This is a genomic window from Candidatus Nitrososphaera sp. 86-2 (assembly GCF_056726185.1).
Window position 1 is genome coordinate 393,701 of sequence record NZ_JBWZON010000001.1, and the last position, 23,039, is coordinate 416,739.

At 50.5% G+C, this 23,039-nt stretch carries 27 protein-coding genes; 15 read left to right on the top strand and 12 right to left on the bottom strand.

Annotation, left to right across the window (positions count from 1 at the left end; genetic code table 11):
• Positions 1–14 precede the first annotated feature (14 nt).
• Positions 15–1,061, top strand: a complete 1,047-nt coding sequence (locus ACYOR7_RS02415; protein ID WP_479913015.1) for an FxLYD domain-containing protein — start codon at positions 15–17, stop codon at positions 1,059–1,061.
• Here ACYOR7_RS02415 and coaBC read toward each other — a convergent pair.
• The 4 genes from coaBC to ACYOR7_RS02435 are packed head-to-tail and all read right to left on the bottom strand — an operon-like array spanning position 1,014 to position 4,819.
• On the bottom strand, positions 1,014–2,288 hold the full coding sequence (gene coaBC, locus ACYOR7_RS02420; RefSeq protein ID WP_294803726.1) for a bifunctional phosphopantothenoylcysteine decarboxylase/phosphopantothenate--cysteine ligase CoaBC: 1,275 nt from the start codon (positions 2,286–2,288) through the stop codon (positions 1,014–1,016). The genes ACYOR7_RS02415 and coaBC overlap by 48 nt on opposite strands.
• The gene (panB, locus tag ACYOR7_RS02425; RefSeq protein WP_294803723.1) at positions 2,285–3,142 is read right to left on the bottom strand and encodes a 3-methyl-2-oxobutanoate hydroxymethyltransferase; all 858 of its coding nucleotides are present in this window, start codon (positions 3,140–3,142) and stop codon (positions 2,285–2,287) included. Before panB ends, coaBC begins: the two co-directional genes overlap by 4 nt.
• A complete protein-coding gene (locus ACYOR7_RS02430) occupies positions 3,139–3,882 on the bottom strand; it encodes a 4-phosphopantoate--beta-alanine ligase (RefSeq protein WP_366137237.1) in 744 nt (247 codons plus the stop codon). The genes panB and ACYOR7_RS02430 overlap by 4 nt, the downstream gene beginning before the upstream one ends.
• Before the next feature lies 1 nt (position 3,883).
• Positions 3,884–4,819, bottom strand: a complete 936-nt coding sequence (locus ACYOR7_RS02435) for a pantoate kinase (protein ID WP_479913016.1) — start codon at positions 4,817–4,819, stop codon at positions 3,884–3,886.
• Positions 4,820–4,886: 67 nt separating this feature from the next.
• Here ACYOR7_RS02435 and ACYOR7_RS02440 point away from each other — a divergent pair, with 67 nt between their 5' ends.
• Positions 4,887–5,897 (top strand): PhoU domain-containing protein, encoded by a 1,011-nt coding sequence (locus tag ACYOR7_RS02440; RefSeq protein WP_294803715.1) that lies wholly within the window; start codon positions 4,887–4,889, stop codon positions 5,895–5,897.
• Between the two features lie 7 nt (positions 5,898–5,904).
• On the opposite strand, the gene mvk is transcribed toward ACYOR7_RS02440, so the two are convergent.
• Together mvk and ACYOR7_RS02450 are read right to left on the bottom strand one after the other, a co-directional pair.
• On the bottom strand, positions 5,905–6,906 hold the full coding sequence (mvk, locus tag ACYOR7_RS02445; protein ID WP_479913017.1) for a mevalonate kinase: 1,002 nt from the start codon (positions 6,904–6,906) through the stop codon (positions 5,905–5,907).
• Positions 6,903–7,763, bottom strand: a complete 861-nt coding sequence (locus tag ACYOR7_RS02450; RefSeq protein ID WP_479913018.1) for an MEMO1 family protein — start codon at positions 7,761–7,763, stop codon at positions 6,903–6,905. Before ACYOR7_RS02450 ends, mvk begins: the two co-directional genes overlap by 4 nt.
• A gap of 382 nt (positions 7,764–8,145) precedes the next feature.
• Between ACYOR7_RS02450 and ACYOR7_RS02455 the strand changes: the two genes are divergently transcribed.
• Entirely contained in the window at positions 8,146–8,973 is an 828-nt protein-coding gene (locus ACYOR7_RS02455; RefSeq protein ID WP_479913019.1) for an MEDS domain-containing protein, read from the top strand.
• Positions 8,974–9,025: 52 nt separating this feature from the next.
• Here ACYOR7_RS02455 and rpsB read toward each other — a convergent pair whose 3' ends face one another.
• Positions 9,026–9,610, bottom strand: a complete 585-nt coding sequence (gene rpsB / locus ACYOR7_RS02460; RefSeq protein WP_366137859.1) for a 30S ribosomal protein S2 — start codon at positions 9,608–9,610, stop codon at positions 9,026–9,028.
• 251 nt (positions 9,611–9,861) lie between these two features.
• Entirely contained in the window at positions 9,862–10,656 is a 795-nt protein-coding gene (locus tag ACYOR7_RS02465; protein ID WP_479913020.1) for a TIR domain-containing protein, read from the bottom strand.
• A 177-nt stretch (positions 10,657–10,833) separates the two neighbouring features.
• Here ACYOR7_RS02465 and ACYOR7_RS02470 point away from each other — a divergent pair, with 177 nt between their 5' ends.
• The 5 genes from ACYOR7_RS02470 (at position 10,834) to ACYOR7_RS02490 (ending at position 14,180) form a co-directional block, all read left to right on the top strand.
• Positions 10,834–11,163 carry a hypothetical protein gene (locus ACYOR7_RS02470; protein ID WP_479913021.1) on the top strand — a complete coding sequence of 110 codons (330 nt, stop codon included), beginning with the start codon at positions 10,834–10,836 and terminating at the stop codon, positions 11,161–11,163.
• A 135-nt stretch (positions 11,164–11,298) separates the two neighbouring features.
• The gene (locus tag ACYOR7_RS02475; protein ID WP_479913022.1) at positions 11,299–12,279 is read left to right on the top strand and encodes a hypothetical protein; all 981 of its coding nucleotides are present in this window, start codon (positions 11,299–11,301) and stop codon (positions 12,277–12,279) included.
• 2 nt (positions 12,280–12,281) lie between these two features.
• Positions 12,282–12,605, top strand: coding sequence for a hypothetical protein (locus ACYOR7_RS02480; RefSeq protein ID WP_479913023.1), 324 nt, complete (start codon positions 12,282–12,284; stop codon positions 12,603–12,605).
• A 2-nt stretch (positions 12,606–12,607) separates the two neighbouring features.
• Positions 12,608–13,546 (top strand): DUF815 domain-containing protein, encoded by a 939-nt coding sequence (locus ACYOR7_RS02485; RefSeq protein ID WP_479913024.1) that lies wholly within the window; start codon positions 12,608–12,610, stop codon positions 13,544–13,546.
• 283 nt (positions 13,547–13,829) lie between these two features.
• The gene (locus tag ACYOR7_RS02490) at positions 13,830–14,180 is read left to right on the top strand and encodes a hypothetical protein (RefSeq protein ID WP_479913025.1); all 351 of its coding nucleotides are present in this window, start codon (positions 13,830–13,832) and stop codon (positions 14,178–14,180) included.
• A 102-nt stretch (positions 14,181–14,282) separates the two neighbouring features.
• On the opposite strand, the gene ACYOR7_RS02495 is transcribed toward ACYOR7_RS02490, so the two are convergent.
• Positions 14,283–14,753, bottom strand: coding sequence for a hypothetical protein (locus ACYOR7_RS02495; RefSeq protein ID WP_479913026.1), 471 nt, complete (start codon positions 14,751–14,753; stop codon positions 14,283–14,285).
• Between the two features lie 398 nt (positions 14,754–15,151).
• Here ACYOR7_RS02495 and ACYOR7_RS02500 point away from each other — a divergent pair, with 398 nt between their 5' ends.
• A complete protein-coding gene (locus ACYOR7_RS02500) occupies positions 15,152–17,533 on the top strand; it encodes a hypothetical protein (protein ID WP_479913027.1) in 2,382 nt (793 codons plus the stop codon).
• On the opposite strand, the gene ACYOR7_RS02505 is transcribed toward ACYOR7_RS02500, so the two are convergent.
• Genes ACYOR7_RS02505 through ACYOR7_RS02515 form a run of 3 tightly spaced genes read right to left on the bottom strand, consistent with a single transcriptional unit; the run spans position 17,525 to position 18,256 of the window.
• Positions 17,525–17,839, bottom strand: a complete 315-nt coding sequence (locus ACYOR7_RS02505) for a hypothetical protein (protein WP_479913028.1) — start codon at positions 17,837–17,839, stop codon at positions 17,525–17,527. The two genes, ACYOR7_RS02500 and ACYOR7_RS02505, sit on opposite strands and share 9 nt — an antisense overlap.
• Positions 17,840–17,872: 33 nt before the next feature.
• Complete coding sequence (locus ACYOR7_RS02510; protein WP_479913029.1) at positions 17,873–18,034, bottom strand: hypothetical protein; 162 nt, start codon at positions 18,032–18,034, stop codon at positions 17,873–17,875.
• A complete protein-coding gene (locus ACYOR7_RS02515; protein ID WP_479913030.1) occupies positions 18,035–18,256 on the bottom strand; it encodes a hypothetical protein in 222 nt (73 codons plus the stop codon). It lies immediately after the preceding gene.
• Positions 18,257–18,341: 85 nt separating this feature from the next.
• Between ACYOR7_RS02515 and ACYOR7_RS02520 the strand changes: the two genes are divergently transcribed.
• The 6 genes from ACYOR7_RS02520 (at position 18,342) to ACYOR7_RS02545 (ending at position 22,346) form a co-directional block, all read left to right on the top strand.
• Positions 18,342–18,497: an AbrB/MazE/SpoVT family DNA-binding domain-containing protein gene (locus ACYOR7_RS02520; protein WP_479913031.1), complete on the top strand. Its 156-nt coding sequence runs from the start codon at positions 18,342–18,344 to the stop codon at positions 18,495–18,497.
• A gap of 502 nt (positions 18,498–18,999) precedes the next feature.
• Complete coding sequence (locus ACYOR7_RS02525; RefSeq protein WP_479913032.1) at positions 19,000–19,344, top strand: hypothetical protein; 345 nt, start codon at positions 19,000–19,002, stop codon at positions 19,342–19,344.
• A complete protein-coding gene (locus ACYOR7_RS02530) occupies positions 19,341–20,294 on the top strand; it encodes a hypothetical protein (protein ID WP_479913033.1) in 954 nt (317 codons plus the stop codon). The genes ACYOR7_RS02525 and ACYOR7_RS02530 overlap by 4 nt, the downstream gene beginning before the upstream one ends.
• 784 nt (positions 20,295–21,078) lie before the next feature.
• The gene (locus tag ACYOR7_RS02535; protein WP_479913034.1) at positions 21,079–21,570 is read left to right on the top strand and encodes a hypothetical protein; all 492 of its coding nucleotides are present in this window, start codon (positions 21,079–21,081) and stop codon (positions 21,568–21,570) included.
• A 62-nt stretch (positions 21,571–21,632) separates the two neighbouring features.
• A complete protein-coding gene (locus ACYOR7_RS02540; RefSeq protein WP_479913035.1) occupies positions 21,633–21,944 on the top strand; it encodes a hypothetical protein in 312 nt (103 codons plus the stop codon).
• 132 nt (positions 21,945–22,076) lie between these two features.
• Positions 22,077–22,346: a hypothetical protein gene (locus ACYOR7_RS02545; protein ID WP_479913036.1), complete on the top strand. Its 270-nt coding sequence runs from the start codon at positions 22,077–22,079 to the stop codon at positions 22,344–22,346.
• Positions 22,347–23,039 lie beyond the last annotated feature (693 nt).

Here is a 23,039-nt window from a genome sequence, read left to right on the forward strand (position 1 = left end):
ACAGACTAGGAGCAATGAAGGCCGCTGCTCTGGCAGTCGCCGCGCTTGCACTCGCAGGCATGATCATTCCGCTTGCCGCAGAAGCGCAGCCTTTTGAAGAGTGGCTATTCTTCTATCCCGAAGTGCCGACCGAGAAAAGCCCGGTGACTGCCCGGGTGCTTTTGGTGACGCCGACTCCCTGTTACGGAGCAGAAGTGCAAAGTTTTGAAAAATCTGGCAATAATGAAATATCGATAAACGTCAAGGTCACGCCGCCCTCGCCGGAGACAACCTGCGCGCAGGTGCTAAAGGAGCATCTGCTTGAGAAGGACATCGGCACGCTAAAAGTTGGGGCCTATACCGCCCGGCTCTATATCAACGGAGAGCAAAAAGCCATGACGAGGCTCTACGTCACCGAAAGGGACGTCGCCGTGCTTTCGACTGGCAGGTACGTGGACTATCAGGGCGACTCCAACCTTGTGGGCGAGGTGCGCAACGACGGCAGCGCGCCGGTTGGACGCGTGGCAGTTGACGTCAATTTCTTTCAGGGCGACACGCTGTTCCGTGAAGAGCGCGTCTACACCACGATGGGGACGCTGACGCCAAACATGACCTCGGGATTCAGCCTTTTGCTCGGCGACAACGACCTGCGCGACAAAGACTACTCTGTCAGGGTGACGTCGTACGACTCTGCCCCTGCAAGGCAGGGCGCACTGCGCCTGGAAGTAGAGCCGCAGCCCGACAGAGGCGTCGTCTCGGGAACCGTCTACAACGACAGCATCGACCAAAACGCCACGCAGGTCAAAATAGCCTGCGTGCTCTACGACGCGCAGGGAGCCGTCGTGGATTCGGTGTTTGACTATTCCAAGCCAGCCACGGTTGCGCCGGGAAAAAGCGCCGGCATTGAGATACCGGCAAACCACGACGCCGGCAAGTTTACGGCCAGCTGCAACTCTGAATCAGTCGAGTTTGTCGCAGGCGCGGTGCAGGTGACTCCTGAATTTCCGGCCTCAGCGCTGGTGCTGGCAGCAGGCTCACTTGCCGGCCTTGTCGTTGTTTATAGATTTAGAAACAATCTCTAGCAGTCTTTTTGCCACCTTTTGCTTGTCGTCAAGGGGCACGTGCACCACGTTTTTCTTGGCGTCGACGATAAACACCTCGTTCCTGTCAGAGCCTGCGTTAGAGCCGTCGCGGCCAATGTCATTTGCCACTACGAGATCTGCCTTGCATTCCTGCAGTTTTTTGTATGCCTTGTCCACAAGGACAGAATCCGAAACGCCGTAATCTGCCTTGAACGCGACAAGAAAAGAGCTATCGCTCTTCTTCTTGACCTCGTCGACTATTTTCTTTGTGGCTGCAAGCGAGAGGTCCAGCCTGCCGTTTCTCGTGTCTATCTTTTTCGTAGACGCCGACGAAGGTGCATAGTCTGCCACTGCGGCAGCCATTATCGCAACATCGTACTTTTCTTTTTTCTCCAGCTCGGCGACAACTGCGTCGTACATCTGCTTGCCCGTGTCCACCCTGGCGACGCTTGCGACAACTGGCTCTTTTTCTGTGCCGTGGCCGTAGACGAGCGTCACCTTGGCGCCCATTCTCTCTGCCTCTTTTGCTATTGCGATTCCCATCTTGCCAGAGCTGGTGTTGGTGATGACGCGGATGGGGTCGATGTACTCAAAGGTGCTTCCGGCCGTTACAAGCACGCGCCTTCCTGCAAGCGGCCCCTTGGCGGCAAGCGCGCCTATCGCAGATGCCAGCACCTGCTCCGGCTCTGCAGCCTTGGCTTTTCCCTCCTCCATGTTCGGGCCGACAAACAAAATGCCCTGTTCCTGCAGCTTTTTCACGTTCTGCCGGATGAACCTGTTCTCATACATGGCCTCGTGCATCGCCGGCGCTACTAGTACCGGGATTTTCGAGCCCAGCGCGACGCTCAGGACGGACGTAACTGGCGTGTCGTCGATTCCTGCAACCATCTTGCCGATCGTGTTTGCCGTGCACGGGTACACGATTATCAGATCGGACATGCCATAGTCTGCTAGCGCAACGTGCTCCAAGTTTCCAGTGAGTTTTGAGACAACTTCGTTTCCAGTCGCCCACTTCATCATCTCCGGGTGCAGGAGCGTCGAAGCGGTGGCCTCGCTCATGACTGCGTGCACGTCGGCTCCGTGGCGCATCAAAAGGCGCGCAAGGTCGATTGCGCGGTATGCGGCCACGCTTCCTGTTATGCACAAAACTACTTTCTTGCCTTCAAGCTCGCACCCGTCAGAACTGGTGATGTCCTTTGACGGGTGGACGCCGCGTCGCTGCTTCATTTCTTGTCCTTTCCTCTGAACTTGTCCAGCTCTTCCGGGTTCATGTGGAAGGTGTTTATCTCTTCTGGGAACTTGCCTGCCTTGATGTCGTGCGTATAGCTTGAAACCGCGTCAAAGATGGGCTTGGCAAGCTCGGCGTACCTCTTTACAAACTTGGGCTTCATGTCCTCGTATATCCCAAGCAGGTCGTGGAGCACGAGCACTTGGCCGTCGCACCCCGGGCCGGAACCTATGCCAATTGTGGGCACGGACACTTTTTTTGTGATGGCGTCTGCGACCTCGCTTGCGACCATCTCTAGCACTATCGAGAAAACGCCCGCCTTTTCAAGCGCCTGTGCGTCCTGCACCAGCCGCTGCGCCGACTCGGCGGTCCTGCCCTGCAGGCGGTAGCCCTCCCACAGCGACGACGTCTGCGGCTTTAGCCCGATGTGGCCCATCACGGGCACGCCGGCGTCCACAATCGCCTTTACCTTGTCTGCTATTTCCGCGCCGCCTTCCAGTTTCACCGCGTCGCAGCCTCCCTTGATGAACTGGACGGCGTTTTCAATGGCCATGCTCGTACTCGGTTGGTACGAGCCAAACGGCATGTCGCCTATTATCATCGCCCTTTTTGCGCCCCTTGACACCGCGCCGCAGAATATCAGCATCTCCGGCATGTTGACAGGGACTGTGCTTGGGTGCCCGAGGACGACGTTTCCAGCGCTGTCGCCCACCAGCAGGACGTCGACGCCTGCCCTGTCGCATATCAGCGCGGTGGAATAGTCGTACGCCGTGAGGACAGAGATCTTTTCTTTTCCTTTTTTCATAGAGAAAAGGTCGCTGACGCTAACCTTCTTTCTTGGTGCCTGCGTCATGATACTCCACCCCTTATCTTTTTGAGCGACTGGGCGAGGTTCTTTTTGTTGTCAAACGCGCTGACAATCTTTCTCAGCGATTTTTCGTCCCTGCCCCTTAGCGCCTGCGCCTCCTGCACAAGCGCCGGCATTGCCCTTACCAAATTATCAACTATGGTCACGCGCGCGGCCCTCGCAGTCCTTGAAAGCGGGTTCAGGTCAACTGTAATCACTGTCTTGCCCATCTTGGCAAGCGCCTCCGTCCGGTCGCCGTCTTCAAGCGGCACGAAAACCGTGTCTGCCACAAATATGCCGTCCGGGTCGACGCGCCTGCGCTCGCTTGAAAGCTCGGGTATCCTGGCAGACGCGCGCGCACCGACTCCAAGCACGTTTCTTGCGCCGTGCCTTTCAAGCTCGGCCTTGATGGCGCGCTCCCTTTCCTCGGTGCGGTAAAACAGGTTCACCTCGATTGCCGCGCCAGTGATTTCAGACAGTTCCACGATCTCTTTTGGGCACAGCGCGGCCGCGTTGCCGTTGACCGAAAGCACGGCCTTGTTGCTTGATAGCAAAAGCGCCGCGGCAGCCGCGCGTATCGCTTTTTTTGCAGCCGCGTCAGTGCGCTCGCCAATCAAATAGTCAAAAGCCTCGCCCCTTCCGTGTGCTATCAGACCCTCCGCAACCACCAGGTTGCGCCTAAAGCCGTCGACCAGCATCTCCCTCGTATGCAGCGACTCGGCGCGCGGATGATCCTTGGGTATCATCTTAGAGTACCCTTGCGCCCCTGCCGTCGATGTCGCATACAAGGAGCGTGCCTTCTTTAAATTTCTGCAGGATGCTTGCTACTTCACCCGCACGTGCCTCTGGAACGACGGTGAACACCGTCTCGCCAAACATGGCCACGCTGCACTCTATCCCTGCCGCCCTCAGCGCGCGCACAGGAGCCCTGCACCTGCCTTCCGTGAGCCCGAGCGTGTCTGCAAACTGGTACGACATTTTCAGAAATTCGCCGACGCTCCTTGTCTCTCCAAGCCTGGCAAGCATCTTGCCTCCGAGGCCGTTTATCATGTCCATACGGTTTGCGAGAAACGCCTTGGTTGAGATTGGCGATATGCAGAGTATCACTGCCTTGTAGCGGCCCTCAAGCGGGATGCTCTCGACCGTGCCGATGCCCGGCGCGCCTGCGCCCGTGCGCATCTCAAACCCGCCCGCGTACTCGGCAATCACTGTTCCAAGGCCGGTCCTGCACGCTATCTCTGCCTCGTGGGCCAGCTGTGCCGCCTCTTGCACGCTCTGCTTTGCGCCGAGCGCGGAATTGAGGGCGTAGCTGAGGCTCAATGCGGCCGCGCCGCTGGAACCCAAGCCAAAGCCTACTGGGATGTCTATTTCATGCTCGACTCTCACAAAGAACGGCCTATCCGCGCTCTTTTCTGCATACCTGTCGACCACCCACTGCGACACCTCTGCCTCCTTTGGCTTGGCGGCCTTGCCGTTTATCAAAATCTTTGAACCCGTCCTGCCTCCCTCAAAGACATGGACGGTTGTAGAAATGCCCCTGTCGATGGAGAAGCCTGCGCCTCTGGACCCTTTGTACAGGGGGCTTGCGCTATTCAGCTTTGGTATCTCAAAGAACCCCGTGACGTGGCCCGGGGAAAACGCCTTGGCGACAGCAACCGGCGCAGTGACCACCGTGGATGCCATAGCCATTTATAAAAGTCAGTGAATATAAAAATAATGTTTAATTAGTTTAAATGGGTTTATACTATTTATGGTGAGATACGCAAGGCGCCTCCAGCAGATAGGAAGCAGCATCCTCATTTCGCTTCCGAGCCAGTGGGTCAAGGACAACAACCTGAAGAAGGGAAGCATCGTCCCGATAGACGTCAACCGCGATAACACGATTTCGATATTTCCGTCCTGCGAGGAGTCAGAGAGCACCAAAGAGGTGACTATCCAGTATTCGCCGGCCTCGATGGACTCGCTTGTCAACCAGGTATACGGCGCATACCTGCTCGGCTACGACATGATACGGGTAAAGGCGACCGGCTCGATAACGTACGAGGACACCGAGCGCTTCAAGCGGGCGATGAGAAAGCTGGTGGGTCTGGAGATAGTGGAGGAGGACAGGCAGACCATCTCGTCGCAGTTCCTGCTGGACCCAAACACTCTTGACGCCGAAAAAATATTGCGCCGGATGAACTCGCTTGTCGCTGGCATGTTTCGCGAAATGCTTGAAGCGGTAAGGGAAAGGGAGAACATTGCAAAGCGCTCGATAGGCGGGCGCGATGACGAGGTCGACCGGCAGTATTTCCTGCTTGTACGCCTCATAAGGAGCGCCATGATGGACCAGCAGCTTGCCGGCAAGCTCAACCTGAGCAATATCGATATCCTCGACTACAGGATTGCGGCAAACCTGCTTGAAAGCGCCGGCGACTTTATGGTTGACCTTGCGTCGATGCAGGACTTTGCCAAGCTCTCCTTCGTGGACAGGTTCGTGCAGGCCGGCGAGCTCGTGGAAAAGATGCAGGAAAACTCGGTGGCCGCGTTTGCAGGCAAGAACAGGGCAGAGTCAGTGGAGGTAGTCAACGCGTACGGCAGGTTCAACGAAATATTGAGTTCAATCAAGGAAGCCTCGGCCGACGCGGACGGCAAGAACCCCGAGTCGACGGTCGCCGTCCTGAACCTAACCTACTCGCTGGACAGAATAGCGCGCTGCTGGGTCGACATTGCCGACTTGGTAAAGCCGATGCACCTTATAGCTCCCCTGAAAAATGCCTAGCATCCGGCTAGCCCAGTACTAGGCCCTTGGTGTCTATCTCGACTTCAAAGGCGCCCTGGCCGGTCGCCTTTATCGCAGAGGCAATGGCCTCGCTGTCCTCCTTTGAAGCAGCCAGCGCGATAATCGCGCCCCCGCCTCCTGCGCCCGTTATCTTGGCTCCAAGGGCACCGGCGCGCCTTGCCACGTCTATCAGGTCGTCTGCCTTTTCGTGCGAGACTCCGAGGCGCTCCAGCAAGAGCTGGTTCTCGTTCATCAGCATCCCGAGGTGATCGATGTTGCCGCTGTTGAGGGCGGCAAGGGCCTGGTTGCAGATGTCCTTTGACTGCGACATCAGGCCGGAAAACGCCATCTGGTTTGCCTCCTTTAGCTTGCGCACGCTGGAGACTAGGTCGCCGGTGTTGTGCTTTATTCCAGTGTCGCCGATTACTAGAAAGATCTTGCTCTTGGCCTCGACTTTTTTAAAGCCGCCGCCCTTGCTGTAGTGCATCATGCCTCCAAAGGTGCTTACAAAGCAGTCCGCCCCGGACGAGTTCTTGTGGATTATCTTTTCTGCTTCAATCGCGCTCCCGCAGACCTTTTTCTTGTCGGCCCTGCCGAGCAGTGATTCCACTGCCGCTATCGTGGCGACAAGCGCCGCTGCCGACGAGCCGAGCCCCACACCGTAAGGGATGTCTGATTTTATCTCTATCTCCAGCCCGTCCTTTTGCTTCCTGTCGGAAAGCGCCTGCCTTGCCGCATAGTACAGCGGCTCCAAAGTCGCCCTCGCGTTGGCACCCTCTATCAGCCGGAACGTCGAGCCGTCAAACTCGCCCGACGCAATGTCTGATTTTATCTTGACCTTGCCGTCCTTTGACCTCTTTGCCGTGACGGTTATCCTGCGGTTGATGGACGCAAGTATGGCAGGATTGCCGTACACGACGAAATGCTCGCCAAACAGGATTATCTTTGCCGGAGCCGCCGCCCTTGCCTTTGCTGCTGTTGTCGCTGCCGTTGAAGTTGTTGTAGTCATACGAATACCACCGAAGAATAGCCTACCACTGCGTCCGTGTCCCCCGTCACATCTCCGCTGGTCGCATATTTCAACAGCTCGCCCTGGGTCGCGCCCAGGCTCTTTGCGGCAACCATCACGGACGCGATGGCGCCGTACCCGCACGCGGAGACGTCCATCCTCTCCAGCACCGCGTAGAACTTTGTCACGTCAAGCGTGAGCATCGCCTTTATCAGCTCGCTGTCTTTTTCGTGCGCCATGATGTTCGGCTCATAGTGCGTCAGGTCTGACGACGCGACCAGCATTGTCTTTGTCTTTGGGTTCTCGGCGACCGTGTCTGCTATGGCCTTTCCGATGTCAAACGCGGTGTCGATGTCCTGCATTATCAAGATAACTGGAACGATTGTAAACTTGCTGCTCTTTATCGACTGCAGGAAAGGCAATTGCACTTCCAGGCAGTGGTCGCGGCTGTGGGCAAAGTCGTCAAAATCGATGATGCCGGATTTTCTTGCTATCTCTTGCGCCCACTCGCTGTTTACCTGCACCTGGCCGAGGGGAGTTTCCCACGTCCCGCCCTTCATGGTCGCCACGCCGGAGCCGATGCCGTAGTGATTGGGGCCCACCAGAACGACGTTGTCAAAGTCGCTTGCGGAAACCGCGTAAAAGCCGTTTGCAGCCACCGCGCCAGAGTAGGCATAGCCGGCGTGCGGAGAAACGATGCCGTATATCTTGCGTTCTGGAGTCAGCGCGGGCGGGGGCATTCCCGGCCCGAACTTGGTGTTGCGAAAAGACTGGTCGATGGCTGACCGTAACTCGTGCTCGCTTGAAGGGTAGAACATGCCGGCGACGGCCGGCGGCCGTTTTGTGGGCTTGGTCAAGATGTTGTGTGTCCCTCTATATTATTTTCTGGCCAGCAAATAATAATAATCCTTCAATCTTGACATGCAGCGGCAAGGTTGCTGCCTGAAGCGGCGCTTTGCAACCCTGATGATGCCTGTTTATCACCGTCATATTCTCGCCATCAGCTGGAAATAGAAAACGACTGCCCGTATTTAGACGTTAAAATGTGCTTTTTTTGCCCCATCTGCGACCAACGCGGCAAAAATACCGGATAGGTGGTGGTTCTAGCCAGATTGCAGGCGCGCTGCAGAGGAAAGCACCACCGGCGTACAGCAAAAAACTCGCGTACTTGGATACTTGCACGACAAATAGTTAAGTACCTCTGTCCTTCCATAATGGTGTCTTGGAGTCGGTTAGCCGTTGCTTACGAGAAAGGCTGTAGATGCCATAGAGGACTCGATGACTGATTTTCTCGGTGTGGATGTCTGGCGAGTCCTCCGGAGCAAGATGGATAGTTCGCGGGGTGTGAGGCTTGAAAATATTCTGGAGCATTCCACTGCCGTCAAATTCGCGCAGGCGCTCAACGACATACTGCCGCCGGCGGCGCCTTTTGTTCTGGACAAGATCTCGGCAAGGCTGGCGCACGAGTTCCCGAGGATAGGGGAAGCGGGGCAGCTCTCTAATTTCCTCAAAGTGGTCGACGAGATACGGAGCCGCTATGACGGCGCACACGTGCTGTCCGGGCTTGAAAACCATCAGCATGTGGCGCTGGTGTACAGGTCGGAAAACGATTTTTCAAAGATCCTCTCCTCGTTTCGCGCTGCGGGGATAAAGAAAAACAGGCTGAACGTCCTTGTTTGCCCAAAAGAGCTGCAAGAGCACGCCAAGACCATGATGGATGTCGGCATGGCTACGCAGCAACAGCAGCAAGACCTAGTCATGCTTGATTGCAACAATCTGGGAGTTGGGGACGCCCGGATGAAAGAGTCTATGGAGTCGGCGCTAAAATCCGTGTTCAAAACAGCCGCCAGAGGAAAAAAGTCTGGGCTCAACGTGCTCGGCTTGTGTGCCAGCCACCTTATCGCCCACGAAAATTATGTTGACTGCATGGCACTGGAAGACGCGTGTGAGGACATTATTTCAATGACCAATCTACCCGTCTCTGTTATCTGCCCGTACATGTGGGACGCCCGCCTTCCCGAGTCAAGGCTTGAACAGAACCACAACCACGGCGTCCGCTACCTGTAGTACGCCTGCAAATTGAAGAGAAAATAGGTGGGAGAAAAAAATCCCGCGCGGCTTAGGATATTTCTTCGACGAGCTTTGTCTCAAAGTCGTCGATTGATACCTTCATCTCGCTGTCGGACTTGATCTTGCCCTGCTTCTTCATGACTTCCCTTGCGAGGAGCCAGTACGCTGTCGCAAGCGCCTTTCTGCCCCTGTTGTTTGCGGGGATGACCAAGTCGACCTTGGAGGTGACGTTGTCGCTGTTTGCCACGGCAATAACTGGCACTCCTGCCCTAGTCGCCTCGATGACTGCCTGCTGGTCTGCCTGCGGGTCAGTCACTACTACTATCTCCGGCTCCATATAGTCGGGAAGCGACGGGTTGGTGAAAGTGCCGGGCATAAAGCGGCCGAGTATCGGTGTTGCGCCCGTCAGCTCGCAGAATTTCTCCACCGGGGTCTTGCCGTACTCGCGAGCAGAAGTTACTGCGACCTTGGAAATGTCTGACCTGCCGATGAACTTGGCAGCCACGTCGATCCTTGCAAGCGTCTTGCTGATGTCCAGGATGTACAGGCCCTCCGGGTTTGCGCGCACGATGAAAGGCGACATGTATTTCGTCTTGACCGGCGTTCCTACCCTGATGCCTGTTGAAAGTATCATCTTTTCTAAATTGTCAGTGTCAATAGAGTCCTGGCCTTCCGGGCTTTCTACCACGGCTGCTGCAGTCTCCTCTTCCACCTTGGTCTCTTCCGCTGGAGAAGAGACGTCTTCGGGGTTGCTCATGTCGTAGAGGTCAGTTCGGCCATACCATCTATTAAATCATTCCACGGAGGTGCCCTACCTGAATATAACAAGACTAAAGACAGATAGAATTTGGGTAACAACTTTTACAACAACCTGTTAATTAAATGTTAGATTAGTCCGGCTGCCTTCAATTCCCGCTCTATATCGTCAACCTTTTCCTCAATATTGTCTTTAAAGTCTATCCTGTTTATCCCTTCTAGATCTGAATGTATCTTGGTTCCTTTCTTGAAGAGTATGCAGACCCTGTCACGTCCTGAACGCCCATAGAACCAACCTAACTCAAATAATGCATTTGGTCTCGCCTGCTGGTACTCTTCATCTTCCTCCACCGTTATCTTGTCTTCCCCAGTTAGAAACACAAAGGCATATCCTACTTGCAATGCCTCCTGTTCAAACTTTTCAATAACTGTTCTTCCTTTGCCGGCCTTATCCTTCAAAACAACAAAAGGGAGACCCCACTTTTCCCGTAAGAGGTTTTGTAATCTTAATAGGTTCAATTCATCATGTCCATGAACGATGAATACTGCCTTTTTGACATCGCCGGAGGCTGTCGCCGTTGCTCCGGAAGTTTTTGCAAGGGGTGCAACCGACACCAGCATCTCCAACTCCTCCTTGTATGTTTGAAGGAATCTCAGCATTGATGCCAGCCGTGACATGTAATCCTGCTGCTTCTCTTCAGGCGAATACTCTTTCCCAATGACCGCAAAAAAGAAGTTCACATCACCATCATACTCTTTGACCTTTTCAACGCCGTCATCAAATGCATTCTTGACTAAAGAACGAATCTTGCTGCTCAGGAGTTCCCTTTTTTCTTCTCCGTCGGAATATCTCAGCTTTTTAAGTCTCCCCACTTCTGACAGATACTCTTCGGTTTTTGCCAGCGCCTTTTCTGGCCCAATCAACGGCAACTATGAGGGTCAGTAGCAAGCAGCTAAAAAACATAAGCCCTGTGGCGGCATAGGTGAACCTCAGGCACGGCACTTGTCTTTCATATCTCGCCGGATGCACTAATCTAGACCCAAGCTCAAAGACACTAAATCTTACTTGATAAATATCAGTAAGCTTATTCTATCATCACTATGGCGAAAAACACAGATGAAATACTAAAGTTGAGTGATAACGGGATGGGGCAAAGAGGTGTTCAACTCTACAAAGAGGACGTTGATTCAGCAAAAATGCAGCGGGCTGAGTTCGTTGTTAGAAACGATGACACGGATCATATTGCATTTTTCTGTCCACGTTGTAAGAAAGAAGCAAACATTGAAAGTCTTGCGTACTATAGAGACACTGTAAAACCCACCAATCCAACTCAAACGCTTTACTTTGACCTATACTGTGACCAATGCGGTAAGAAAGGCCAGAAGAAGATGTATCCGAACCTAAAACTTGGCGATGTTAGTTGGCACTAGATTAGAGCTGCCGAAGCGAGCACCGTTACACACGTATAACAATCCATCTAACAATACGTAACAGCCTCACAATAACGATGTAAATCATACCTCTTTTTTCCGTCTTATCAAATCCCCTATGATCATACGACAATAATGCCTCCCACCGTTACAGCGCATGTGTTATCTTTCCTTTTTATTATAGAGATGAATACTCTTCACTTACAGCAATACGTTGATCACATCTCCAAGTACGAGAATCCATCGCCGTATACCATCGATATCTACCAGCGTGCGCTTAAGGCATGTGCACTTGAATCAGTCGAGCCAACGCCTGATGGTATCTCTAAGACTTGGGAGTACCTGACAAAAAGACTGGATTCGGGCGAAAGCACCTACGGATTTATTCACAATGCCGTAGCAGTTGTGAAGGGAACTTTAACTCTGCATGGCGTGGCATGGGGTAAAGACTATAATTACAATCTCCTAATTGCAAAGCTGCGAAAGGCCAAGCCTCCAACAAAAAAGGCTTACAGTGATAGCGACATAAATGAGATCCTTAGGCTGGTCCAGTACGACCCACAGTTGTTCAATTGCATCATTATGATGGTTGCAAGTTCTTGTCGTGTGGGTGCAACTAGAGGTCTGGCTTATGATATGCTTGAGAAGACTGATGTCCCCGGCGTTCGAGTCTGGAACTGCAGATCTAAAGGCCGGACCTATGTAGCTGCGATTAGTGAGTATGCCGTTGAGCAGTGCCTCCTTCACAACACCCGAAACAGCAAACTTGTAGTCCCCTCCAGTGATAGTTATGAGAGGGACTATGTAGGAAACATGCGGAAACGCCTCCTAACTGTTTTACAAAGGGAGAATAAGGTAGCTCTTAGGGTTGGCAAGAGTACTCTGCATTCGGTCAGAAAGTGGGCAATCGGAAGATTGCAGATGGGTGATTTTAAGAACGGCATAGCCGGCTTGGCTCCAGATGAAGTAAGCAGGCTCGCAGGTCACGCTGTAAAGGTTGGCTCCCGAATAACCGAAAAGAACTATGTTGATGCAAACACCTACACTCGTGATTGGAAAAACTATGTCGCCGGCTTGTATGCCAAATCTGCGCTTATGACATGGAGGCTGGCCTAAGAATGGCTAGGGGTAAGTCAGGCGGAGGACCGTTCGTAGGCATGATTTTCCACTTCCTAAAGTCTGCCGATAACGCATATGCTCGTGGCGACGGCTATGCTGCATGCGGTAATCTTGTTGCGGTTGCAAGACTAGTTAAAGCAAAAATGCCTCAACTGCCGTTCAAAGAACGAAACCCGTACTATAGTCCACAACTACAGGCAGCATACAACCAGTACTACGTGGATAATGTGACTTATGTTGCAGGCGCAGTCAGAGAGTACATCGACAGTCACGGTGATAGCGAGCTAGGTGTGAATGGCGATGAAGATGGAGGAGAGGAGTAAGCATGGATCCGAGTTTTGTCCGTGCCATGACAAGGTGGTATGAAGAGATGATTCATCAAAACGAGATGGCAAACATGCCGCAAGTGCAACAGGAAGACGAAAACAGGCTGAGGAGCATCGACACATTAACTTCCATCATGACAACCAAGGATCTCGTAAAAATTCTCGGCAATCAACTTGACGCATCCAACTATGGAATACTCTGTGTGACCGGAATGCAGGGCTCTGGAAAGTCAAGTTTGATCCGTTCAGTTAGTCATCATATGCATAGTGAACTTGGCTACAAAATAATTTACGTCAGCGGATTTGATGTCATGGAGATGCCTGAGAAGCTGGTGGAACAAGCGGGTGATGCCAAGCGTGTATTTGTTGCGATCGACGACGCCAGTTATGTTTTCAATTCGGTTTCGGGTGTCGCTGCATCTCGTGCAAAACAGTTCATAGGAATCGTGAGACATGCCCTTCAGGGCGCACAGGTGTGTCTAGCGCCAATTACCCATGTAACAGCCGGCATCCCACCTATTCTCCGTAATTCAAATGCATTCATCTTTTCGGGTCCGACTTTGCAAGAGTACGATACCATTAGCAAGCTGACCGGGAAGAATGATGCGGCGAGAGAGGCACTGAACAGTGTGTTTAACTCTGTCACAAAAATACAAGCCATGGCAGCCAAGAACCCGGATCTAACTCTCACATTCGGCAAACATCAGTACAGTTTCTTATGGGGTACGAAACACCGCAAAGGAGATGGCAGAATCATGTTAAGTGTCATCTCCGGTAAGCCGTACGTATATCGCAGTGTGGAGGAATACTGCAATGAATGCAAACACGTAGGCTATGCTGTCAAATATAATCCGGCAAACTACATGAGCAAGAAGCAAGCAGCCGAAAAGGTAGAGGGACAAGTGCATGAACACAAGGAGGGCAGTGTATCGCAATGACAGAGTTTCATTTTATGAGCTGTGTAGAATGCGATGGCACTATAATTGGCACAATGCAGATTCCTCAAGGTAAGGTAATTTGCGATATATGCTTCAAACAGAAACAAAGGACCAAATTGCAAGTAGTATGGGACGCAATATACGGAGTCTATGCAAAAGTCTATAACAAGGCGGAAAAAATCTATTGGAATTTATACCTACAAGTAGATGACAAATATCGCTGGTACTTCCATCGCATCCTTGGACGCTGGCCCGGCATGAAGAAAGGAGGGGACTTCTAAATATGACGACAATCAGGCGCAAGTTCAAATCGTTCGTCAAGGAGCAAATGGCAGACCTTGCTGAGTTGAATAGTAGCCGGTTTAGGGACAGGGCATCAATCAATCAGGATCTCCGCACTTACCATGCCCTGCAACAGGTTCTTGATTGCCTGAAGCAAGGCGAGAATCCTCTTAATCTCATCTTGCAAAAAAGCGAGCAGGATAGCGAGCGATACAAGGTTTGGCTGAAAATGTTCGAGCAAGACAATGATACCTTGGTGCCGATGCCAGACCAGACATGGAATAATATTGCATTCATGGTCATGCTGTTTCTGAAAGCCGAAGAGGAGAATGTGCAAAAGAATGCAGCCTAAACCTCCACAGTGGATGATTAAAGATGGCAAACTAGTGTGCTATGTGTTCATCCCGCCACGCAAGGCAAAGCATGACTTGCCGTTGCCGAGTGGGATTTACGGCTAGGGTATTTCCATCGGATAGATTATTTTTCCATTGATGGCATCGACATAGATTCCTGCATACCCACTATGGCCCTCAGTGTTATAGTACAACTCTATCCAGTAGAATATGTGCCCTTCCAAAGCTGCCCGGAACTCTTTATTGTGACCCACACATCCAGTACAGTGCGCCATAGTGGTATAGTTTGTGCTGTCAAGCCTGATCAAAGTGTCATTTCTGTCGTTTAAGTAGCCTAGGAGGATCTGATTTGGCGCTTTGCCATCATATCCATGTTCGAGTGTCAGCTCCTGTTGAGTTCTAATCCTTGTTATGTTTGCCACCTGACTATTCAGGAATGCCATTGCAGTGTCAAGAGCCTGCTCCTTGGTTATTTGCGGCTTTGAATGTGATACTAGAGGAACCTTTTGGCCGAATGTTTCTGAATAATATAGCAGGGAAAAAAGTGCAACGAAAGCAAGGATCATCACCAATACAGACGAGCGCCCTGCCACAAGTGAAAATGATGTATTGTTGTACTTGAGGTTTTGTCCTAATGATCAAGGTCTACTTAGGTCGGCATAGTCAGAAACCCAATAATAAAGAAAACTAGAACTGCTCCCAAGCCTAGAGCGGCAAGAGCATATTTTTTCCATAACTCCATCATCTGATATGGTCTTTCAGTATTCTTGAACTTGCCGACAGTGCCTACTAGTTGCGAGTTCTAGGGTTTCCTTTTTATAATGGTGTCAAAAAGTGTCCTCAAAATTCATAACCGTTAAACTTAGGCAGGAACTCTACCAAGAACTCCGGGCACGTGCTCCGAGTCCTTATGCCAGCATGAGCGACATTGTGTATCAGGTCCTTCATTCCAAGGAGGGCAAGAGCTAGAATGACTGGGATTGACGATGCCTATAAGAAATATCAACAGGTCAATTTGCAAAAGCAAGCTGAGGCTATTCGTACCGGTCAGTCACAAACCATAACTTCAAACGATATTGGTCCTATACGTTCTGAGTCTGCAAGTGATCGAGAGGCTGCAATGAAAGATGAAGCCACTCGCAAGATTGCGACAAATGCCTACGTGCGGGCACAAAATGACGCAATGGCTGAAGCCCTCAGCACGGGCAAGCCTGTTGAGCTGACGCAGTCTCGTGTTAATGCATCTAAGGAGAAAGTCATTGATAATTACACGACGTCACGGACGCCAGATTTAACGATCATCGGACCCGGCGGTAAGGATGTAATCCCCGGCACTCGCACAATAAGTGTGCCGGTTGGCGAAGCTGAGGCACGCAATAAAGCCCTAACTGCCGGCTATGCATCCTACCAAAAGCAGAATTTGGATCTCCAAAAACAATATTTGGATGAGCGGGCAAAAGCTGCCGAGGCTGCGAAGAAAAACGCCAATGTAGAATATCACAAGGTTTACAGTGTGAATTTAGAAGACAGACTTTCCGGCGGGCCCTACGGATATCAAGTAAACCTGAACGACAAACTTAGTGGCGACAAGGAGTCGCAGGAGCAAAAGAAGCCGGCCGATCCATTGGGTGATCTTTACCAAGGTACCGTTGGCTCGGTAGGAGAATTTTTGGCTGGTGGAATGCGGGCATTTTATGAAAAAATCGGTTACAAAGATGTCGGCGAAAGGGGCGCAAAACACTTTGAGGACCTGCTTGGGATAGATCGCAAGAACCCGCCGGTAGGTGGAGGCAGCCTGGTCATAGGAGCCGGCACGAGCGCACTGGCCAAAGCAACAGGCGATACAGCACGAGCTAAAACTGAAGATGCAAACGTGGACTATGCTGAAAAATATGCACAGGAGCATCCCATTGGTTTTGGAGCTGCGACAGCCATCGACATTTTACCCGCCCTGTTTGGCGCAAAGCTCGGCAAAGGAGGCAATGTGGAAGCGGTTGCGCCCAAGCCATCAGGTTCCAAGTTTGTGCAGAGGGCATATGCAGATGAAGCTCCTGCTCCTGCAATAAAGCCGGCGGGACCTCCTGTTGATAATGTATCACTGGTTGAGGTCAAGCCGATAGCAGCATCAAAACCTGTGGGTGGAACATTTGAAAACTCACCCGTCAATCTCGGCAGTGGTCTCTTGAAGGATATATCGATCCCTGCAGCTCCCAAGCCTTTCGTGAACGAGTCTGTAGCATTGGGTGCCGGCTCCATCCGGCTCACACAGGTCCCTGAGTTCAAAAATGTCTCGATCGATCTGGGAGCTTCAAGCTCGACTGGATTGGGCAAAGTTGGTGGTTCAAGCGGCGGAGGCGGCAGCAAGCCATCCGGTGGCAACGGCGGTAATTTCATACCTAGCCAATCAATAAAACCCGGCGACTTCGGGTTTAAAGAGACTAAAGGCAGTGACGGGACGGTCACATTGCAAAAGGTGGAGGATTTGACAACCATCAAGCCTCAGAAGCCGGTGACAACGTCGCAAAAACCCACCAATTCTATTGAATCCTTGCCACAAAAGAGTGATACACTCCGGACATTGTTGGGACAGGACGTTAAGGCAAAGAGCAGGCCAGCGCAGACAAAAAACAAGCCGGCTGATACACAGGCCCTGCAATCTCTAATTAATCCAGTAGTCCAGACCTCTAGCCAGAAGCGCAAACAGAAGGTTGAACAGAAAGTGCAGACCACGCAGATTCTTCAGGTACAGGAAGCGCCAACACATCAACAAACTCAGGACCTTGGCATAAGTCTCGCCGTACGGCAGACAGCGTTGCAGGAGATTCAGGGCAGAGTCAAGACGAAGCGAAAACCATCAACAATGTCAGGCTTCGCAATTCCTCAGCCGCAGACCACACGGACAATACCGACACAAGGCAGCCGACAAGTTGTAACTACAATACCCAAGCTGGACATACCGAATTTGACACGGACGGTGCCCGACAATCCATTCATCAGAATACCGACCAACCGTCCGCCGCCACCACGCACGCCACCTACAAGGACGCCTCCGCCTCCTGATATGATCAAACTACCTCCGCTCCCTAAACTGGAAGGTGGAGGACTCGGCTTGACGTTCGGTAGGAGGGGCAAGATCGGCAAGAGTGACGTTGATGCGTTGGGAGTTAGCAACATCCTATACCCTGCCTTTTCAATCTCTGAAAAGCCAAGCAAGGGCGCATTGAAAAGGCATGGCAGCGGCGGAATGTTCTCAGGCTTGCCAAAGATAAGCGAAAAATCGGCCGGGCTGCTAGCACCTTTCAAAGAGAAGAAGGACGGAAGGAGAAAGAAAGGAAAGTTTACTCTATTCTGAGTGTGAATTGGGCTCTTTCTTGCCCAAATCAACTATCTTGCCGTCGCCGGTTCCCAAGTTAACGCTTGTGTTTTGGAATCCCGGCTTTGGCTTGTCGTGTTGCTTGACTAGCTGCCACGCGTCATACCTTGTGTAGATTGCAATTCCAAGGGTTGCCAGAACGACAAACGGCACGTATTGTTGGAGGAGTATGGAAGTAATCCATAGGCCGAACAGTATCAAGCCTCTTACACGTTGGCCGAATATCAGGTAAGTTACGAGTGGGAATAATATTGCAAAGATTTTGCCGACGGTGGTGCGATTCATTTTCTCTACTCCTGAATCAAAAAAGGGAGGGCCTTACTCCAGCCCTGTAGGCTCACAGAACGGGCATTCGCCCAATTCCATGGCGTCAATCGCACGGTGCACCATCGCAGCGCCTTCTTTGGTCAGATGGATCTCAGTAAGGAGGCAGATGTGCTCTATGCGCCCAAACATGTGTTTAGAAACGCTTGTGGACATTTACACCAAAGCCTCCACTGATGATTTGCGTCCATTCTTGAAGCCTATCGTGTAGCCCAAGAGGCATCCGATGCCTACCAAGCCCACGGTCATCGCCCCAAGTCCGGCTGCCGTATTGCTGAACCCTGCACCTATGCTAATTGCCAGCAGGGTTCCGAGTATTCCGCCGACGCCCACCATTGCTTGTTTCGTGTTTTTTGCCTTCACGTTGTTGTTATTCATGCCCTTAGTTACCTATAAGAGCTATAAGAACATTGTGATCTATATGGACTGTAACTTTATATAGGTCACATAGCCTATTTAAGGCATGATTACCAGTAAGGTCCAAAATGCCAATAATGTATCGGGATCTATCCGTATTACAATCCCTGCCGAAGTGGCACAAGCTTTAAAGCTTCAGATTGGTGATGTGCTGGCTTGGACCATTGAAGGTAAGAAGGCAACGGTACGCAAGCTGGAATAACGACGAAAGACGGCAAGGATAGAAGTTTTTAAGACGTTATTCAATATTTGATAAACGAATGTCGTAAATAGCTTGTTGTTTTTCGTTATTCGATGGTAACTTTTTGGAAATAAGTTACGATAGACCTTTACTAAAACAAAAAAGTCACACTTTGGCCTCTTCTGCCATGTCATTTGTAGCTCGCTTATCGCTGTGGTGTGACTGAAAGAGGCATAAAAGTTTCTTGAGATAGTGCTTTGCGTTATTGATTGACGGAAAGGCAAGGTTGGTACTAGCCTTTAATATCAATTTGAAAAAGCCGCATTTGTTATAGTAGTATGTATCAAAACAACGTAACGTCAAGGCCGATGGCCTGTAGAAGGTGCGGCTATGAATGGACCTATCGTGGCAAGTCCCTATTTTACGTGAGTTGCGCACGATGCAAGACCTGCATGAAGTTGGAAGACGGGATAAGAGTAGCTACCGTGATCGACGGTGCAGAGCGGAGGATTGAATAAAAGAAATGAGCGGTCAGGTCCCGGAGAGCAATCCAAGAACCGACTTCAAGGTAAAAAATACATTCGATGATATAAAAGGCAAATGCCACACCAGCGGTCAGGTAAAATGGTACGATGTAGTAGTGGCTTGCAGAAACGGCAAACGGCTAGTGTTCTACAATGGATGGACGAAACTTATAATCAAATACAGTAGGTTACAGGCACTGATGTACAATTCAGTCGATCCCATAACAGATTTTCGTGAAGTCTGCAAAGACATAGGTTTAGTTGTAAACTCTGAAAGCTGGAGCGAGAACGAACAAGGTGTGCCAGTCGTCACATGCCGGATCACGGAGTATGGACCAGTATGAATCAAGAAGAAGATAACAGGAAGATCAAGGGAATATACGTCGATGAGGAAGGGTTTTACGCCTTGGCGGAGAAACTGTGGGTGAAGGATCAGTTTGCAATCGTTCCTCTACGATCTCCTGTAGACAAATCAGTGCGTAATAAGAAAAATCGAGGACTCGTTCCTGTGGATAGGTACTGGCAGAAAAAGACATGTGACCCGGACCCTTTCGTTATAGGCTCTCAGTATGCGAATGGATTCTATCCCAACCTTGCCATCGCAACAGGATCGCCGGGATCGCATGTATTACTGTCTATGAATGAGCTGGATCTCAGACGTCTGCCACTTTCCAAGGACCTAATTGCAAAAATATGCAAGAGTTCTAAAATATCGGGACGTAGAGGTGGTGGGATGATTCTAAAGTATAATCGAGAAGAGTTCCCCAATGGGATACCAACTATCGAACTAGGAAAGTCGGCAATACTCTATGGCAATGGACACTATATTCCAATCGCACCTTCCTTTACACTAGAATGGAACAAAAGAGAATCTAGTTATGAAAAGAATAGTTGCGATAAACTGATGTATGGTTTTGGGGTATCTGAGGTATCGAAAGCTGATATTCTTGAAGTGTTGCAATGCTTCGGCAAAACCCTGCCGGAGCGAAAGGAAGCAAAGGAGATCACTCACGGTTACATGGAGGGTCATAAAGAGAGTATAGTCAAGTTCATCTCTGCTTGCTGCACCGTAGGATTCGGTAGGAGAATACAGACAACGACTTTTGTCGATGAACTAAACAAATGGTGTGAACAGAACAATGCGACTCCTGTTAATAACGCTAGAGTTGGCAACATCCTAAAGCCTATGGGATTTAAGAGAAGGCAGTGTAGAGTTAACGGAGAACTAGTCCGGTTCTATGAAGGGCTCTCCATCTCGATGGATGTAACCAGTGTAACTGGTGAATGCTTATGATACATATTGCTAACTATATGCATTATAGAATAATAATATAATATAGAGGGAAAGGGTAGGCAATGTGCATCATAAGCACCCACTGGTTACACTAGTTACAGCAAGCCCAAAACAATACTAGCCTTAAATATCATTTTTTATAGTGAACAATTATGGCTATTGACTTGACAAAGTACGATGACTACAAGCTTTGCCGATACGTAAAGAAGCAATATGGCCTATCCGACACGCATTCGGCAGCTATCTTGAGGCATACACTGGCCATCCTCAGAGATGACCTCTTGAGGGATAAGGGCAGACCTAAACCCTAGTCTGCCATGGCAGCTATGCTACTTTTATCGTAATCCCCTGCGCTCGCCCTCACGCCCGCCCTACCAACAGTCAGTAGGAAAACCTTACTATGAATATTTACCTCACCTAATACCGGTAATTTCCGGTATTTTTATATAACAGACTTACCTAACCCCAGCTACAGTAGTTACCGTAACATGCGGAATGCATGTGAAAGAAAAAAGGTGGGAATCAAACCGCTACGCCCCGCTACCAACGGTCATAACGGTTTGAGTATGAGGGCCACAACGAATGTGACCGCAACTACGACGAGAATCGTAGTAAACGCCAACTGCCGGGTTACTCACCTCCCGCTCTTTTTATTATAATTAACATCTATATAACATCTTTCTAAGCGATTTGTCTGGATTAGTAGTCAAAATTATACATGCTATGAGACAATTATTTTTGCTCCCACAATCTTTTTCAGTAAGAATCTTCACTAAGGTTCTTCATGAATAAGATACGCAAGTATGTGTGGAAGTGTCAGGCTAGAGCTAACCTTACGGATGAATGGAAAGACCAGCTATCCCCACAATACATTCGAGTTGTAGGCGTAGAGTTTAACATTACATCAGAACGTCCCAATATCTTCCGGTTAAGAGACGGGGCACCCATTCCAGATGAGGCATTTAGAGTAGTAGCAGGGGCCATGCCTAGGATTGGATTCTATATTCGTGAGATTCTAGAGAGCAAAGACGATAATGGCCAACCAATAGTGATGGTGATACGGGAGCACGATGCCATCGATCCAAATAAGAAAATAAAACTAGACAATGGTAAGGCTTTTGTCATCTGTTTGTATGAGGATTGTGGTGAGGAAGTAGAGGCCGCAAAGGCTTCTCAGCACTTAAGAGAGGTTCATCGCATCCGATTTAAAACGGCTAAAGAAATAGACCATACAAACAAGAAGTATTTCAAACTGGGGTATAGACACGGCGATTAGGTCCCCTCTCCCTCCCCTCAAGGTGTCAGCTCTGCTATATCACACCCGCCGAGAGCTGGCAAATGAAATGGTCGGAGAACCCCTTCAGCCCTAATAATCCCGACAGGCCAAAAGAGTCTCTCGACCTTGAGCGATATTGTGATATGATGCGTCAAGGGATCAACGACCACTACAACCCGTTAGTCGTGAGAGACTCGCTCATTAGAATAATGATTCTCCGGCATGGGCCACGAGACAAGGATGAGATATTGCGCATCCTTGCAGGACTACATGTGCTCAAGGAAGAGGCAAACAACATCGAAGATACTGAGTTCTATCTGCGGCAGATAGAGGCATACGAACGGCTGTATTTCTGGCTCTACAAACGGTCGTAGCAATAACAACTTGTGTTTTTTATGGTAGGTAAGGCGGTCAGCCTTTCCGCCTTGCCCGTCTTCTGCGAGATGTTTCGCAGGGTCCGCCCGCCATTTGGAGGACCCTGTTATCATTTTTAATTCTAGAGTATTATGCCTAGGAAACTAACCGAGACGGAAAAGAAAGCAATTGCACGTCGTGCAGCGAAACAGAAACGCCTTGCTGAAAAAGCGGCAAAAGCACGTGCTGAAGAATTGGAGCGATTGGAGGAGATTAAGCAGGCGGAGGTGCAGCATGAAGAGTTTGAAGCCGCCCGGCGCAAATACCTTGCAGAAAGTCAGGCGCAATCTTCTATCAACGAAGCACGAATGTTGGCAAGCATGAGACAAGCTAGGAGGATCCTAAAACTTGCCGAAGCTTGAGCTGCCCCTCGTCTCCTATAGCGCCTTGCCAGCTCCCCTTCCTGAAGGGTCCGTGACTTGGGGTGCGGGCTCTAAAGATCTTGTAATTAGTTTGCTTCAATCGGGCAAGAGCATTGATGATGTGGCCACCGAGACCGGCAATAGGAAGAGCTTTGTACGCACCATAGCCTATCGTATACAGCATCCAGAAGAGTTTGTAAAATCAGAGTCGGTGAAGAAGGTCAAAAATGCACGGGTTCTAAAGAGGTCCGATATCAACTGCAAGGGTTGCGGTGCTACCTTTAGCGTTCCCAATTGCCAACGAGACACGATCAAGTTTTGTGGTCGTGAATGCAGGCGAAAATATTATGATGCACGCAAGGCGGTTGTACCGAAGGAACGTGTTGTTAGAAGGAAGTCACATACCATAGTTTGCAGAAATTGTGGCAAGCAAACGACGGTCCTAAAACAAAATAATTTATTCTGTAACCAGCATTGTTATTTTGAGTTCAAGCGCAAGAGCGCAAAAGTCCCGACATACACATATGTTTGCAGGCATTGCAACAATGAATTTGGGTCTTGGGTAAAGAATCGAGTTTACTGCTCGGCCAAGTGCCGTTTGGACCATGCATGGCGGCCTGCGTTCGCAGGCCAGTTGAGTAGAGACCAGAAGCCCATATGTAGAAACTGTCACAAGCCATTCAAGCCCGGACA

What these genes read in the sequence shown, in the direction of transcription:
- ACYOR7_RS02415 (WP_479913015.1), top strand. Translation starts at nt 15, where the DNA reads ATGAAGGCCGCTGCTCTGGCAGTCGCCGCGCTTGCACTCGCAGGCATG.
- coaBC (WP_294803726.1), bottom strand. Translation starts at nt 2,288, where the DNA reads ATGAAGCAGCGACGCGGCGTCCACCCGTCAAAGGACATCACCAGTTCT.
- panB (WP_294803723.1), bottom strand. Translation starts at nt 3,142, where the DNA reads ATGACGCAGGCACCAAGAAAGAAGGTTAGCGTCAGCGACCTTTTCTCT.
- ACYOR7_RS02430 (WP_366137237.1), bottom strand. Translation starts at nt 3,882, where the DNA reads ATGATACCCAAGGATCATCCGCGCGCCGAGTCGCTGCATACGAGGGAG.
- ACYOR7_RS02435 (WP_479913016.1), bottom strand. Translation starts at nt 4,819, where the DNA reads ATGGCATCCACGGTGGTCACTGCGCCGGTTGCTGTCGCCAAGGCGTTT.
- ACYOR7_RS02440 (WP_294803715.1), top strand. Translation starts at nt 4,887, where the DNA reads ATGGTGAGATACGCAAGGCGCCTCCAGCAGATAGGAAGCAGCATCCTC.
- mvk (WP_479913017.1), bottom strand. Translation starts at nt 6,906, where the DNA reads ATGACTACAACAACTTCAACGGCAGCGACAACAGCAGCAAAGGCAAGG.
- rpsB (WP_366137859.1), bottom strand. Translation starts at nt 9,610, where the DNA reads ATGATACTTTCAACAGGCATCAGGGTAGGAACGCCGGTCAAGACGAAA.
- ACYOR7_RS02470 (WP_479913021.1), top strand. Translation starts at nt 10,834, where the DNA reads ATGGCGAAAAACACAGATGAAATACTAAAGTTGAGTGATAACGGGATG.
- ACYOR7_RS02475 (WP_479913022.1), top strand. Translation starts at nt 11,299, where the DNA reads ATGCCTCCCACCGTTACAGCGCATGTGTTATCTTTCCTTTTTATTATA.
- ACYOR7_RS02480 (WP_479913023.1), top strand. Translation starts at nt 12,282, where the DNA reads ATGGCTAGGGGTAAGTCAGGCGGAGGACCGTTCGTAGGCATGATTTTC.
- ACYOR7_RS02485 (WP_479913024.1), top strand. Translation starts at nt 12,608, where the DNA reads ATGGATCCGAGTTTTGTCCGTGCCATGACAAGGTGGTATGAAGAGATG.
- ACYOR7_RS02490 (WP_479913025.1), top strand. Translation starts at nt 13,830, where the DNA reads ATGACGACAATCAGGCGCAAGTTCAAATCGTTCGTCAAGGAGCAAATG.
- ACYOR7_RS02500 (WP_479913027.1), top strand. Translation starts at nt 15,152, where the DNA reads ATGACTGGGATTGACGATGCCTATAAGAAATATCAACAGGTCAATTTG.
- ACYOR7_RS02505 (WP_479913028.1), bottom strand. Translation starts at nt 17,839, where the DNA reads ATGAATCGCACCACCGTCGGCAAAATCTTTGCAATATTATTCCCACTC.
- ACYOR7_RS02510 (WP_479913029.1), bottom strand. Translation starts at nt 18,034, where the DNA reads ATGTCCACAAGCGTTTCTAAACACATGTTTGGGCGCATAGAGCACATC.
- ACYOR7_RS02515 (WP_479913030.1), bottom strand. Translation starts at nt 18,256, where the DNA reads ATGAATAACAACAACGTGAAGGCAAAAAACACGAAACAAGCAATGGTG.
- ACYOR7_RS02520 (WP_479913031.1), top strand. Translation starts at nt 18,342, where the DNA reads ATGATTACCAGTAAGGTCCAAAATGCCAATAATGTATCGGGATCTATC.
- ACYOR7_RS02525 (WP_479913032.1), top strand. Translation starts at nt 19,000, where the DNA reads ATGAGCGGTCAGGTCCCGGAGAGCAATCCAAGAACCGACTTCAAGGTA.
- ACYOR7_RS02530 (WP_479913033.1), top strand. Translation starts at nt 19,341, where the DNA reads ATGAATCAAGAAGAAGATAACAGGAAGATCAAGGGAATATACGTCGAT.
- ACYOR7_RS02535 (WP_479913034.1), top strand. Translation starts at nt 21,079, where the DNA reads ATGAATAAGATACGCAAGTATGTGTGGAAGTGTCAGGCTAGAGCTAAC.
- ACYOR7_RS02540 (WP_479913035.1), top strand. Translation starts at nt 21,633, where the DNA reads ATGAAATGGTCGGAGAACCCCTTCAGCCCTAATAATCCCGACAGGCCA.
- ACYOR7_RS02545 (WP_479913036.1), top strand. Translation starts at nt 22,077, where the DNA reads ATGCCTAGGAAACTAACCGAGACGGAAAAGAAAGCAATTGCACGTCGT.